General features: G+C 63.5%; 6 protein-coding genes. All 6 read right to left on the bottom strand.

Annotated features, from left to right (window positions below):
- Positions 1 to 11 precede the first annotated feature (11 nt).
- Positions 12 to 2,357, bottom strand: coding sequence for a dipeptide ABC transporter ATP-binding protein (locus AC1D0N_RS13220; protein WP_477244480.1), 2,346 nt, complete (start codon positions 2,355 to 2,357; stop codon positions 12 to 14).
- A 51-nt stretch (positions 2,358 to 2,408) separates the two neighbouring features.
- A complete protein-coding gene (locus AC1D0N_RS13215; protein WP_477244478.1) occupies positions 2,409 to 3,566 on the bottom strand; it encodes an ABC transporter permease in 1,158 nt (385 codons plus the stop codon).
- A gap of 12 nt (positions 3,567 to 3,578) precedes the next feature.
- The gene (locus AC1D0N_RS13210) at positions 3,579 to 4,613 is read right to left on the bottom strand and encodes an ABC transporter permease (protein WP_477244476.1); all 1,035 of its coding nucleotides are present in this window, start codon (positions 4,611 to 4,613) and stop codon (positions 3,579 to 3,581) included.
- A gap of 224 nt (positions 4,614 to 4,837) precedes the next feature.
- Positions 4,838 to 6,493: an ABC transporter substrate-binding protein gene (locus AC1D0N_RS13205; protein WP_477244474.1), complete on the bottom strand. Its 1,656-nt coding sequence runs from the start codon at positions 6,491 to 6,493 to the stop codon at positions 4,838 to 4,840.
- A gap of 264 nt (positions 6,494 to 6,757) precedes the next feature.
- Positions 6,758 to 12,808: a translocation/assembly module TamB domain-containing protein gene (locus AC1D0N_RS13200; RefSeq protein WP_477244472.1), complete on the bottom strand. Its 6,051-nt coding sequence runs from the start codon at positions 12,806 to 12,808 to the stop codon at positions 6,758 to 6,760.
- Between the two features lie 3 nt (positions 12,809 to 12,811).
- Positions 12,812 to 14,740, bottom strand: a complete 1,929-nt coding sequence (locus tag AC1D0N_RS13195) for an autotransporter assembly complex protein TamA (RefSeq protein ID WP_477244470.1) — start codon at positions 14,738 to 14,740, stop codon at positions 12,812 to 12,814.
- Positions 14,741 to 14,974 lie beyond the last annotated feature (234 nt).

The following is a 14,974-nucleotide window of genomic DNA, read 5'->3' as shown; positions in this document are numbered from 1 at the left end:
CCTTTCCCGGTTTAGTGCCGCCTTGTCGTATCTTTCGGCTTTTTAACACCGGTTTCGGAAGCCTCGTCGACTACTTTGAGGCGACGGGCTCGCATCCCAGCCTGGCCCTGCTCCACGGCATCGCCGATCTCGTCCGCTGCCGCGGTCGACGATTTGCCACGCGGCCGTTTGGGCGCCGTTCCTGTCGAACCCGGCCCAGTGATATGGGGCGCGTCTTCCGGCACGCCTTCATGCGCGGCATGTTCCTTGTCGAATTTGATCACCGGCTCCATCTTGGCCAGCACGTCGTCGGCCAGCCAGCACAGGCTCATATGGCCGTCGCCGAGATGTTTGACCGGCGGCACCTTGGTCTCGCACAGATTGTCCGGCACCAGCTTCTTGTAGCCGCAGCGGGTCTGGAACGGACAGCCTGAGGGCGGGTTCATCGCCGACGGGATGTCGCCCTCCAGCACTATATGCCGTTTCACCACGCTGGTATCGGCGATAGGAATCGCCGACAGCAGCGCCTCGGTATAGGGGTGATAGGGCGGCGAAAAGATCTGGTCGGTCGTGCCCTGCTCGACGATATAGCCGAGATACATCACGACGACGCGGTCGGCGATGTAGCGCACCACCGACAGATCGTGGCTGATGAACAGCATCGTCGTCTTGTTCTTGCGCTGGATGTCCATCAGCAGCTCGGTCACCGCCGCCTGCACCGACACGTCGAGTGCCGACACCGGCTCGTCGGCCACCACCACCTTGGCATCGCCGGCGAAGGCCCGCGCCACGCCGATGCGCTGCTTCTGGCCGCCGGAAAGCTGGCGCGGCTTGCGGGTTTCGAACGCCCGCGGTAGCTTCACCAAATCGAGCAGTTCCAGCATGCGCTTGCGGCGGTCGGCCACAGTGTTGCCGACGTTGAACTTTTCCAGCGTGCGGATGATCTGCGAGCCGACCGAGTGGCTGGGGTTCAGCGTGTCGAACGGATTCTGGAACACCATCTGGATCGACGACACGGTTTCGACACTGCGCTTTTCGATGCCGGTCGACTGGATCTCCTTGTTGCCGAGGGTCACTGTGCCCGAACTTGCCGTCTCCAGCCCGAGCAGCACCTTGGCCAGTGTCGACTTTCCGCAGCCGGATTCGCCGACGATGGCGACGGTCTCGGATTCGCGCGCCATGAACGAGATCGTCTCGTTGGCCTTGACGACGCGGCCCTCGCTCGAGCCGAACACTTCGCTGCCGCCGACCTTATAGTATTTCCTGAGGTCTTCGATCTTGAGCACCGGCGCGCCGGGCACGACCCGCTCGTTGACCTTCTTGGCACCGGGCGGCAGCGCTTCCCAATCGATCTCGTTGAAGCGCACGCAGCGCGAAAAATGGCCTTCATGTCCCGCGACTTCGATCATCGGGATTTCGGCGGCGTTGCAGACCCCCTCGACGAAATGGTGGCAGCGCGGACCGAAATTGCAGCCCTTGGGCCGCTCATGCGGCAGCGGCAATTGCCCGGGAATGGAGATCAGCGGCCGTGAGTTCTTGTCGGCGCCCGGCAGCGGGATCGAGCGGAACAAGCCCTGCGTATAGGGATGGCGCATCCGGTCGAAGACGTCCTTGATCTTGCCGGTCTCCACCGCTTCGCCCGAATACATCACCGTGATGCGGTCGCAGGTCTCCAGGATCAGGCCGAGATTGTGCGACACGAAGATCATCGACGTGCCGAACTTCTCGCCGAGCCCCTTGACTAGGTCGACGATGCCGGCCTCCACCGTCACGTCCAGCGCCGTCGTCGGCTCGTCGAGCAAAAGCAGCGCCGGCTTCGACAGCAGTGCCATGGCGATGACGATGCGCTGCTGCTGGCCGCCGGAAAGCTGATGCGGGTAGGAACGCATCATGCGCTCGGGATCGGGCAGCTTGACCGAGCGCACCATGTCCAGCGCGCGTTTGTACGCCTCTTCCTTCGACACCTTGTCGTGGATCAGCGGCACTTCCATCAATTGCTGGCCGACCTTCATCGCCGGATTGAGGCTCGCCATCGGCTCCTGGTAGATCATGGCGATCTTGTTGCCGCGGATGGCGCGCAGCTCCTCATCGGAAAGCTCGCCCATGTCCTTGCCCTGGAACTTGATCTTGCCGCCGACGATCTTTCCGATGTTGGAGAGGTCGCGCATGATGCCGAGCGACACGGTCGACTTGCCGCAACCGGATTCACCGACAATGCCCATAGCCTCGCCCGGCATGACCGTGCAGGAAAAATCCATGACCGCCGGGATCTCGCCCTTGCGGGTGAAGAAGGAGATCGACAGGTTCTCGATCTCGATGATCGGCGCAGCGGTTGGCCCAGGGGTCGGCTTGCCGGGATTTCGAACTGCCTCATTCATGGGTCGCTCCAATCCAATTTCTTTCAGGCGCGTCGGGCCGAAACCCGCGGATCAGTCTTTCATCGATTGTTCGCGCAACGAGTCGGCGAGCAGGTTCAAGCCGAGCACGAACGACATCAGCGCGATCGTCGGCGGCAGCGCCGGGTGGATGAAGGAGCGCAGCAGCCGGCTGGCGTCCTTGATCGCGGTGCCCCAGTCCGGGCTTTCCGGCGCCAGGCCAAGGCCGAAATAGCCGAGCGTGCCGAGCAGGATGGTGGTGTAGCCGATGCGCAGGCAGGCATCGACGATCAGCGGTCCGCGCGCATTGGGCAGAATCTCCCATAGCATGATGTACCAGGGCGATTCACCGCGCGTCTGCGCCGCCGCCACATAGTCGCGGGTCTTGATGTCCATGACCAGGCCACGCACGATGCGGAACACGCCGGGACTGGAGGCGAACACCACCGCGACGAAGATGTTGAGCTGGTTGGGATCGATGTGGATGATCTTGAACGGATCGGCATCGAAGACCAGGCCGAGATAGACCCAGCCGCCGATGATCAGCGTCAGCCCGAGAAGGATGTAGAGGCGGTCGGGCCGGTTCTTGTAGCGCGTCCAGAACAGCACGCTGAAGAAGATGATCGGGAACATGAAGAACAGCCCGGCCATGCCGTAGGGGATCGGCGTGTCCATGATACCCGGCGTCACCAGCAGGTAGAACAGCAGGATCACCGGGAAGGCCAGCACCAGATTGGCGAGGAACGACAGCACGGTGTCGATCTTGCCGCCATAGTAGCCGGCCGGCAGGCCGAGCGTGATGCCAACCATCAGCGCAAACCCCGTCGCCGCCGGCGCGATGATCAGCACGATCTGGCTGCCATAGACCATGCGGCTGAACACATCGCGGGCAAGCTTGTCGCCGCCGAAGTAGTAGATGAGTTTCGATGCCGGCTCGATCGCACCCGGCAGCGCATCCTTCATGACCACGATCTGGTCGAGCGGATTGAAAGGCGAGATGGTCGACGCGAAGATCGCCGTGAACAGCCAGAACAGGCAGATGCCGACACCGACAATGCCGACGCCGCTGTCGAACAGCTGGCCGTAGAGGCCGAGCCTCTTCTTGTAGGCGAAGCTCGCCCCCATCACCAGGGCAAGCCCTAACCAGACCGGCCAGAAACGCGCAATCACGCCGAGCACGACATTGAAGGCACCGATATATTCGACCTGCATCCGCCCGACCCCCTACTGAACTCTGATACGCGGATTGAGGAACGCGTAGCCGACATCGGAAATGAGCTGGGTGATCAGGACGATGAACACCGAGACCAGCGAACAACCGAGCAAAAGATCGATGTCGTTGTTGCCGGCCGCCTCGACCAGCGTGTAGCCAAAGCCCTGGTAGCGGAACATCACCTCGACGATGACGACGCCGGTGAGCAGCCAGGGAAATTGCAGCATGATGACCGTGAACGGCGCGATCAGCGCGTTGCGCAGCGCATGCTTGACCACCACGCTGCCGAAGGAGAGGCCCTTCAGCCGGGCGGTGCGGATATATTGCTGCGTCATCACCTCGACCATCGAGGCGCGCGTCATGCGGGCGATGTAGCCGATGCCGTAGATCGCCAGCGTCATCACAGGCAGCGTGAAATTGTAGAAGGTTATGCCCTGGCTTGCCGAGGCCGCAGAACCGTTCAGCCAGCCGAGCCACGAGGCGAAGATGACGGTGAAGATGACGCCCGACACATATTCGGGCGTCGCCGTCGACGCAATCGAGGCCACCGATAGCACCCGATCGGTTCGTGACCCCTCGCGCATGCCGGCAAGAATACCGATCAAGAGCGAGATCGGCACCATGACCAGCAGCACACAGAGCATCAGGATGCCGGTGGCGCTCAAAGCCGGAAACAGCTTCGACGCCACAGTGGTCTTGAACTTGGTCGAGCAGCCGAAATCGCCTTGCAGGATGCCGGAGAAGGTTGGCACCAGTGGATCATTGCAGAAGGAGAAACGCTGCGCAGGCTTGCCTGTGGCGGGGTCCGTCACCGGCTGCTTGGGCATCAGGCCGAGCCACTGGCCGTAGCGGACGAAGAAGTTCTGCCGGTAGCCATGTTCGGCCAGCCAGTTTTCCAGCTGCTCGGCGGAAGTATGCATTTCGGTCTGGCTGATCGCCAGCTTCTTCAGGTTCGGATCGAGATTGATCAGGAAGAAGACGATCATCGTCAGGCACAGCATCGTCAATGCCATGGTGCCGAGACGCCTGAGAACGAAAGAAAGCATGGCGGTCCCCTGCCGGTCTGGTTGGGGTTGGAGCCTGCCGGAAAACCATCTCAGCCGCGATGGCAAAACTGGCTGTCAAACAGGCCCTCGGATGCAATCAACCCTGTTTTATTGCACGACTTCGCCGCAGGCGTCCGCAACTTTTTGCTGCGCCGACTTCCGGTTTGGATTCATGCAAGCAGTAAGGGGGAAGGGACGAACCGCCCCTTCCCCGATTGGTGCGATCACGCCTGGTCGAGCCAGATCTTGCCGTAGTCGCGCTCGAACGTCGGATGCATCTTGTAGTTCTTAACGGCGGCAACCGAGTGGCTGTAGAGCTTGCGCCAGTAAGGCTGGATGATGATGCCGGAATCCTGCAGGATCTGCTCGATGTCCTTCATCATCTCCTTGCGCTTGGCCGCGTCGGCGACCGAAAGCGCGGCGTTGAGCTTGGCGTCCCAGTCGGGGTTTGACCACGCACACTCGTTCCAGGCCTCTCCGGTGCGGTAGGCCAGCGCCAGAACCTGGACGCCGAGCGGACGCATGTTCCAGTTGGTCATCGACAGCGGATATTTCAGCCAGTCGTTCCAGAACGTCGAGCCCGGCAGCACCGTGCGCTTCACCTTGATGCCGGCGTCGCGCAACTGCGCGGCGATGGCGTCGCCGGTGTTCTTGTGCCAGTCCTCGTCGACTGTGATCAGCTCGTGCTCGAAGTCGGCCTGGCCGGCCTCTGCCATCAGCGCCTTCGCCTTGGCCGGATCGCGAGCGACTTTCGGCAGCTCGAAATACTCCGGATGGATCTGGCAGACATGGTGGTTTTCGGCGACCGAACCGGCATTGCCGTAGCCCAGCTGGAGCACGACATTGTTGTCGACGCCGAGCTGCAGCGCCTTGCGCACCTTCTCATTGTCGTAAGGCTTGTTGTTGACGTTGGTGCGGCAGACGATGGTCGAGGCGGTGACGACTTCGGACTTGACCAGGCTCATGCCGTCGAGGATCGACACATAGTCGGCCGACGTCTCGAAATTGGTGTGGACTTCACCCGCTTCGAAGGCGCTGACCATGGCGGCCGGATCGGTGCCGTAGTCGATGAATTCGATGCCGTCGAGATAGACGTCGCCATCCCACCACTTGTTGTCGGCGCGGCGCTTGTAGACCACCTTCTGGCCGACGTCGTAGGAGACGAGCTCGAACGGACCGGTGCCGATCGGACAGGCTTTGAAATCGCCGCCTTTCTCGTCGAAGCTCTTGTGGACGACGAGAGCGACATAGTCGCAAATGCCGGGAATGATCGAGATGTCGGGCTTGGTCAGCGACAGCTTGACGGTCATGTCGTCGACCTTGGTCACCGCGCCTTCACGCAGCTTGCCGGTCTTGTCGTCGAACAGCGTGCCAAGGCGGCCGGGCATGGAATTGCCTTCGGCGGCCTTTTCGCCCCAGCGGTTGAAATTGTGCACCACGTCGTCGGCGGTGAACGCATCGCCATTGTGCCAGGTCACGCCCTTGCGCACATGCAGCACATATTCGGTGGCATCGTCATTCACATCCCAGCTCTCGAGCAGATAGGGGCGGAACGTGTATTCGGTGGTGTATTTGACCAGCGGCTCGAGCGCCTGGCGCTCGGCATTGGCGATTTCCGACCAGTCGGACTTGCGCGGATCCTTGGGATCCTTGACCCACTGGGCGACCTTCAGGATGCCGCCCTTCTTGGGAGCATCTTCGGCTCGCGCCTCGGTCGGCACTGCCAGGCCGAGCATTCCATAGGCCATCGCCGTCGACGCGCCGAAGACGCTCGCCAAAGCGAGAAACTCACGGCGATCCACTGTGCCTGCCTTGGCTTCTTCGGCCATGGCCAGGATGTGATCCGGAACCCGATCGCCATTACTCTTGTAGATTGTCATGACTAACTCCCATTGTTGGCTTTCTGCCTTTTACCATTCCGCATCCGGGCCGTGATGTCAAAGACGGCACGGATTGGGAACATGTTAGGGAATGTGCAACTTTGGAAGGAAGGCGGTTCGCGCGATAACGACAGTCTTGACGCAAATTTGCTACTGCCCGGTGGATTTCGTTCGAATCGCTGCGATCGATTAAACCGAGACATTCGGAAGGGTTGGGGAAGCGCCGTCCCTCGACGTAGCAAGCCTCATGACGAGGTTAATGCCTCAATATTCGCGTTCGTAGAAAATACCGCCCTTGGCCTCGCCGGCGTCATTGGCTTCGCCGCGCAATTTGACGCCGCGTCCGACATTGAGATCGATCGTCGCCTTGCCCGAACCCGGCTTGTCGCCCTTCTGGATCGTCACATAGGTGCGGTCGTTCAAGTACTTGCCCGCCGAGACCGATGTGCCGCCCTTGTCGTCCGTGGTCACATCGAGATCGTCGACGCCGATCGCGCTGCGCAGGTTTTCGAGCAGCGACGTCGAGCCGCCGATCCCGGCCAATTGCCCCGCGGCTTCGGCCAGCTGCGCGATCTGCAGCGGCGACAGGTTCGACATCGAGCGGCCAAAGATCAGCTGCGCCAGCACCTCGTCTTCCGGCAGCGCTGGGACCGACGAGAAGGTGAATTTCGGATTGGTCGCTTCGCCCGACACCAGAATGGTGACGGTGGCGCTGGTCGTCGTCGTGGTGGCCGTGAGGTTGAGGTAAGGCACCAGCGAGCCCGAGAAGCCGACCGTGCCTTCGGTGAAGGTCAGCCGCTTGCCGAGGATCGACAGCCGCCCGCGCTGCAAGGTGAAGGTGCCGACCGCTTGCGGCGACGATGCCGGGCCGGTCAGCTTGAGCGAGCCGCCAAGCTCGGCGTCGACGCCCCTGCCCTGGATGAAGATCTGGTTCGGCGCGTGGATGGTGACATCGAGGTTGAGGCCGCTGCCACCGCCGCTGCTGGCAGCCGCCGGCCGCAGCGCCTTGTCCTGCGCACGCACCGCACCCGGCGCGTTCTTGTGCTTGACGTCGAGCGCCGCCAGCGATCCCGGCAGCTTTTCGGGAACGGTGATCACGGTCTTGGCCAGATTGACGGTGCCGGAAATCACCGGCGCCGACGTCAACGGCCCCTTGATGGTCAGGTCGCCGCTCAGATTGGCGGTGACCACCCTGCCGTCGGTGTAGCGGCCATCGACCAGCTTGATCGACAGGTCGGCCGGGAAACCTTGCGCCGGGTTGATGCCGACCGTGCCGCTGGCCGAAAGGCTGCCGCGTGTCGACATCGTGCCGGTCAGCCGGTTGATCCTGGCAACGCCAGCGCCGATCGAGATATCAGCGGCAATGTTGTTGACGGCAAGGCCCGAGCGCGCATCGAGCAGACGCGCGCCGGATGTGTTGATGGTGCCGCCGATCACCGGCGAGGTCGCGGGGCCGCGCACCTGCACATTGAGATTGGCCGTGCCGGTCAGCGACAGGCCTTGCGCCGCGAGTTTCTGGCTCAGGAAGCCGAACGGCACCTTCCCTGCGAAATCGAGCACCAAAGCGGGCGTGCCAGCGGTCGTCACCGTGCCGCCGCCCTTGAGGCCAAGCCCGGCGCCATCGCCGATATTGGCATCGAACGTCAGCTTCTTGCCGGCAAAATTGCCCGACGAGGAAACACTTAGTCCGCCGAGGCCGGCGCTGCGGGTCTGCGACGTCTGCACCCCGGTGGCGTCGATGTTGAAGGTGATCGCCGGGCTGGCCGGCGCTCCGGCCACCTTCACCGTGCCAGAGATCGAACCGGCGGCAGCGAGGCCGGGCGAAAAGCTGTTGGCCAGCGAGGCCGGCACCTTGGACAGTGTCGCGTTGAGGTCGAGCGCCTGGCCGACCTTGCCCGTCACCGTCGCCGTGCCGCCGCCAAGGTTGAGCACGAGCTTGTCCAATGTCGTCGTGCCATTGGCGATGGTCACCGTCGAGGCTTGGGAAATCGCAGCCTTGATCCCCTGCACCGTCGCCTGGCCGGAGGCAAGTTCGATGGTCGTCGTGCCGTTGGCCACCTTCACTCGGCCCGCAGCCTTGGCCGGAATGCCCTTGACGGTGGCGCCGCCGGAAAAGCCCGTCCAGTCGCCATCGCGTGTAAGATCGACATCGATGCTGCTGATGACGGTGGTGCCGGAGGTGACGCTGTCGGCACGGACCTTTCCGGAGATCACCGGCGCAGCCAGATAGTTGGCGATCAGCGCGTCGATCGATACGGTCTTGGCCGAGAGGTCGCCACGCGAGATCGTGGCGGTCGTCGCCTTGATGGCGACGTTCGGTCCGTTTGCGGTCTTCGAGAAGGCAATCGTGCCGCGCACATCGCCTTCTGCCTTTTCCAGAGCCAACGCCGCCAATGGGCCGATGTCGGGCAGGTCGAGCGCAACAGTGCCGACCGGCACGAACGCCTCGTCGAGCGCCAGGTCGCCGGAAATCCTGTTCTTGCCCAGCGACAACAGCAGCCCGTTGATGGCGCTCTTGCCGTCCGCTGTCGCCAGCACCGCACTGCCTTGCAGGGCCTGTCCCGCGACATTGCCGGTCAGTTGTACATTGGCTGCCGGATTGGCGGCATCGGCCTTGCCGGTGGCGGTCAGCTTCAGCCCGGTGATCTCGCGCGCCGCCACCGAAAGCCGGTCGCCGGTCACCGTCAGCGACAGGTCGGGTGCGGTGCCGGCACCTTGGGCGTTCAGCGCGAAGGCGATGGCACCCTTGGCATCCTTCGACAGCAGCGAAATGTCGCTCAGCGCGCCCTTGATGTCGGCGGCGACCTTGCCGTCGGCAAGGCTGGCCTGGCCGACGGCAGTCAGCGCGCCCGACATCAGCGAGACCGGGTTCGCGGTGACATTGCCATGGGCATCGCGCTTCAGCGCGGCGCTCAGCTGCGTCCGCTCGGCCAGCACGCCGCGCGCCGCTGCCGGCAACGCCGCCGACAGGGCGTCAGCCTTGAGGTTGAGGTCTATGGCGCCGTCGGCCAGCGAGACACGGCCATTGAAGGCGCTTTCCAGCGCCGCACCCTGTACCGAACCGCTGTCGATGGTGACGGCATCCGCCGCCAGGCTGCCGGCCACCTTGGCGGTGATCTTGCCGGCGATCAGCGGCGCAATGGTCGGGTTGTCCAGCCCGATCTTCTCCGCCGTCACCGTTCCGGAAATCGGCCCTGTGCGACTCTTCACGTCGAAGGCATCGGAATGCAGCGCTAGCGTGATGCCCTCGGACTTGGTGAAATTGGTCGCAACCGCGGGCAGGACAGCGGAAATATCCAGCCTCGGCTGCGCAGCTTGCCCGGCGACCTTCACCGACAATGCCTGCAGTTCGAGCTTGATCGGGCTTTCGGCGCTGCCAAGCGCTAACGGCAGGCTCGGACCGGTCGAGGCAAGATCGAGGGCGAAATCGCTGGCGCCATTCGGATTGATGGTGCCGCTCGCCTTGCCGGAAATCTGGGCGCCGGAAAGCGTCGCATGATCGAGTGCCACCCCGCCGGCCGTGGTGAAACTGCCTGCTGCGTCGACAGAGAGCGGCCCAAGCCCCGCCTGGCGGGTCTGGCTGGTCTCGGCGCCGCTGAGCTGCGCGTCGAAGCGTATGTCGGGATTTGCCGGGGAGCCGGTGATCTGCGCCGTGCCGCCGAGAGTGCCGGTAGCGTCGAGGCCGCGCGAAAAATCATTGGCAAGCGCTGCCGGCAGTTGGGAGACGGTGGCTGCCAGATCGAGCGTCTGGCCGGCGGTGCCGGACAGCGTGACCGATCCGCCGCCGACATCGAGCGCCAGTTTCTCGATGCTGGTCACGCCTTTGGTGATGCTCAATGTCGATGGCTGCGCGATCGCGGCCTTGATGCCGCGAACGGTCGCCTCGCCGGAGGCAATCTCCACGCTGGTCGTACCGTCGGCAATCTTCACCCGGCCCGCGGCCGTGGCCGGGATACCGGCAATGGTGGCGCCGCCGGCAAAGCCGGTCCAGTCGCCGTCGCGCTTCAGGTCGACGCCAATGCCGCCGATGACAGTCGTTCCCGATGTCACGCTGCCGGCCTTGATCGTGCCGGAGATCGCCGGGCTCTTGAGATAGTTGGCAATCAGCGCATTGACAGTGATCAGCTTCGCCGCCAAATCGCCGCGCGAGATAGATCCACTCGCCGCATTGATGGTGACGTTGGGCGCTTCGCCGTCCTTGGCGAAGGCGATGGTGCCGTTGATGTCGCCGGCTGCCGTCTGCCCACCAAGCGCCGCCAACGGTGCAATATCGGGGGCAGCGAGCGTCAGCGTGCCCAGCGGCAGCAGGCTGTCGTCAAGCACGAGATCGCCCGACACCTTGTTGTCGCCAAGCGACAGGCTAAGCCCCTTTATCGACCGCTTGCCGTCGGCAGTGATCAGCGACGCCTTGATATCGAGCAACTGGTCGTTGGCGGAGCCGGTCAGCGACACATCGGCGGCGGGATTGGCGATATCGGCCTTCCCCGTTGCGGTCAGTTTGATGTCCTTCACCGTGCGGCCCGACGCCGTCAGGCTTTCGCTGTTGGCTGAGATCGAGAAATCCGGCGCCGTGCGTGGGCCGCTTGCCGTCAGCGCGAAATTGACGCCGCCGGCGACCGGAACGCCAACCATCGGCGACAGCACCGACACATCGCCGAGCGTGCCCTTGATGTCGGCCTGGATGTCGCTGCCTTGTGCGCTGGCGGTGCCGCTGGCGGTGAGCGATCCCGAGGTGAGCGAGATCGAATTGGCGGCGAAGGAACCTTGCGGATCGCGGGTCGCGGCCGCCGAGAACTTGACCCGTTCGCCGAGCAGCGAACTGATCTGCGGCGGCAGCGCCGTCGACACCGCATCGGCATTCATCTTGAGCTGCATCGAAAGGTCGGCCAGCGCCACATTGGCGGTCAGCGAGGCATTGAGCGCATCGCTGCGCAGCGTCCCCTCATCGAGCGAGATCTGGTCCTTGCTGACCGAACCCGCAAGATCGACCGTCAGCTTGCCGGTGATCAGCGGCGCCAGCGTCGCCACATCGGTCTTCAGGCCGGCCGCTGCCAGCTTCACGCTGACCGGCCCGCTGCGATTCTCGATGTCGAAGCGGTCGGAATGGATCTGCGCATCCAGATTGTTGAGCTGCGTGCCACCCGCCACCACCGAGACCAGCGAGACGCCGGCATCGATCATCGGCGCCTTGCCATCGCCGAAGGCACGCGCGGTCGCATTGTTGACCGCCACCACGATCGGCTGCGCCTTGCTGCCGACATTGATCACGATGGGCTTGGCCTTGGCGGCAAGCTCGACCGAAAGATCGCTGGCGCCTTTCGGATCGACCATGCCGGCTGCAGTGCCGTGCACGGCGTCGCTGTCGATGTTGGCGCGCTCGATATCGACGCCGCCGGCCACGGTCGCGGTGCCGGCGAGGTCGAAGCTGGTCTTGCCGGCAAACAGCGGCTTGAGATTCTCGGGCAGGAAACGATCGAATTCGCCGTCGCCCTTGGCCTCGACATGGTTGCCCTTGTCGGTGAGCTGGTGGCGGCCGGTGAGCTGGGTAACGATCTTGCCGTCGACGAGGAAGGTACCGACGCCGCTCCAGTTGGCCAGCGGCCCCGTGCCGGAGACCACGATATCGACCGGCGGCGCGTTCGGCAGGTTGAGCAGATTGGCGATGATGCCGCCGGCCGGCTCCGACGCCTTGAGGTCGAGGTCGAGCTTGTTGTCGGCCGGTGCGAAATGCACGTTGGCGTCGACATTGCCCTGCTTGCCGTCGCGGCGGGTGACGTTGAGGTTGGTCTCGATCGCCAGCGGCGACGCGTCGGCCTTCAGCGCACCCTTGGCAGTCAGTTCGGCGACGCCGGTGCCGGCAAGCGCCGGTCCGAGCGCGATTTCGGGAAGGTCTATCTGCTTGATGTCGAGCGACACCGGCAAGCTGGTGGTGCCGTTCTGGTCGGCCGGCTGCGTGCCGGCCACCGGCAGCCGTGCCAGTTCGATACGCTCGGCGGCGATGCGGTCGGCGTTGAAATTTTTCGACAGCAGCGCCAATGGCGACCAGTCGACCGCCACCTTGCGCGCCACCAGCCAGGCGCCCTGGCGGTCTTCCAGCACGACGTGATCGACGGTCAGCGCCCCGGACCAGATGCCGTCGATGCCGCTGACCGTGACCTTGCGATCGTCCGTCGACGCCAGACCTGAGATGATGCCGGCGAGGTTGTCGCGGCCGCGCTCGGTCTTGGTCAGCACGATGAGCGCACCGACTGCCGCCGCCACCACGATGAGCAGCGTGTAGAGGACAATGCGAAGGATGCGCTTGAACATCTTCATGGCTCAGAACGCCTGGCCAATGCCGGCATAGATGCCGAAATGCGGGTCGCCTGGGTCGCGGTTGAGCGGCACCGCGGCGTCGATGCGCAACGGCCCGAACGGCGTCAGATAGCGCAAGCCGACACCGGCGCCGACCTTGACGTCGGAAAAGTCAGGAAACACTTTTGTCGAGACGGTGCCGGCATCGACAAACGGCACGATGCCGATCGTGTCGGTGATGGCAATGCGCATCTCGACCGAAGTCTCGAAGAACGAAAGCCCGCCGATCGGCTGACCCGTGAAGTCCTTCGGGCCGATGCCCTGATAAGCATAGCCGCGTACCGAGCCGCCGCCGCCCGAATAGAAGCGCCGGTCGGCCGGCACGTGTTCAAGGCTGGTGCCGACGATCGAGCCGACGGCGACGCGTTCAGCCAGCACGAACTTCGAAGCCGTATCCAGGGACTGATAGGCCGATCCCTCGCCCTTCAGCTTGACGAAGGCAGCACCGCTCAAGATGTCGTAGCTGGGCTCGGCATAGGCGAGCAGCCTGAAGCCTTTGGTCGGATTGAGCCTATTGTCCCTGTTGTCAAAGACATATTGCAGCGGAATGCTGGCGATCAGGTATTTGTGCTTGCCGAAGGCGTCGGTGATCCTCGAATAGTCGAGCGCGACCTCCGCTGAGACCGTTTGCCGCTTGTCGAGTTCGTAGGACAGGCCGGTGCTGCCCTTGAGCGAGAAATGGTCGTAGGCGTCGGGATGTTCGAACACGGTCTTGACGCTGGCCAGGAATTTCGATGCCGGCCCGATCACGCCCGGCTTTTCGAACATGATGCCGGCATTATAGTTGAGCTGGCTCAAATCATTGCTGCCGATACCGCTGATCTTGCCGTCGATGCGCAGCTTTTCGGCCCGGCCGAACAGATTGCGGTGCCCCCAATAGCCCTCGAGACCCAAGCCCTCGGTGTTGGAGACGGTGCCGCCAATGCCGAAATAGCGCGGCTTGCGCTCGCTGACCTGGACACCGATCGGGATGTTGCCGTCGGCGTCGAGGCTGTCGGCTTCCTTCAATGTCACGCTGTTGAACACCTCCAGCGCCAGCAGCCGGTCGCGGGCATCGTCGATCTCTTCAGGCGAATATTGGCGGCCGCGCTTCAGCCCGGTCATGTATTCGGTGAAATCGCGGTCGACCTTCTCGGTGCCCTCGACCGTGGTGTCGCCATAGCCGGCGACCGGCCCGGCGGCGACCGTCAACGTCACGTCGAGCGTCGCGGTGGCGTGGTCGGCGACGATCTGCCGGTCGGTGACCTTGGCCAGCGGCCTGCCTTCCTGCTTCAGCGCCCGCACGATCAGCGCCTCGGCCTTGAGCACCGCGCCCGAGCCCGCGTCGCCGCCGGCGATAAGGCCGAAATCGGCACTCATCAGCCCGGCCGCATCGCCCTCCAGCCTGATGTCGCCAAGCGTGAATTTGGGCCCCGCGGCAATGCTGATCACCACCGGGATCGGCTGCGGACCCGAAAACTCGGCATCGGGCGGCAAGTCGTCGAGCAGCTTGCCTTGAATGGTGATGGTGACGACGCCCTCGTAGCGGGCGTCGGCATAAAGCGCGGCGACCAGCTGCTCACGGTCGCTACGCGCCTTGGCCAGCAGCCCGAGCGAACCGGAAACCGGACGTTCTTCGTCGGCTTTCAGCGTCGAGGCGTTTTCGATCCTCTTGACGAGGTCCTTGTCGGCATCAGGCGCCTCAATGGTCACTGCGTAGCGCAGCGGGTCGACGATGTCGGCGTCTTCGTCGTTGGATGAGCCCCACAATTTGATGCCGAATATCTCGAAAGCGGCCGCATTGCCGCCTTCGGCAACCAACGCGGTCGAGCACGCCAACGCAAGAATCAGGGCGCGCGAAAGCCGGCGCCATCGCGCGGTACCCTCCGACATCTGCGTTTCATACGCCGGCATTATTGTTCTAACCTAGTCCCCAAAGCTAAAATTGGAATGAAGTTCTGAAGCGCTCGTAAAGGGGCCACAATCCAATTGTCTGAAATAGTCAGGGCTTGGAATTCACACCTTCTGCGTTTTCGCAAGAAAGCGTGATCCCTGTCCTATGGAGGTACTACCGGTCATCGGCCGGAAAGGAAACCGTTGGCAGGCGGAACCTGCCGCGTCCCCGTGTTGACAAGCCTGATTGAAGCT

The organism is Mesorhizobium sp. P2_E10 (genome assembly GCF_056404235.1).
The sequence above is the reverse complement of the archived record's forward strand: the minus strand, read 5'-3'. Positions and strand labels throughout refer to the sequence as shown.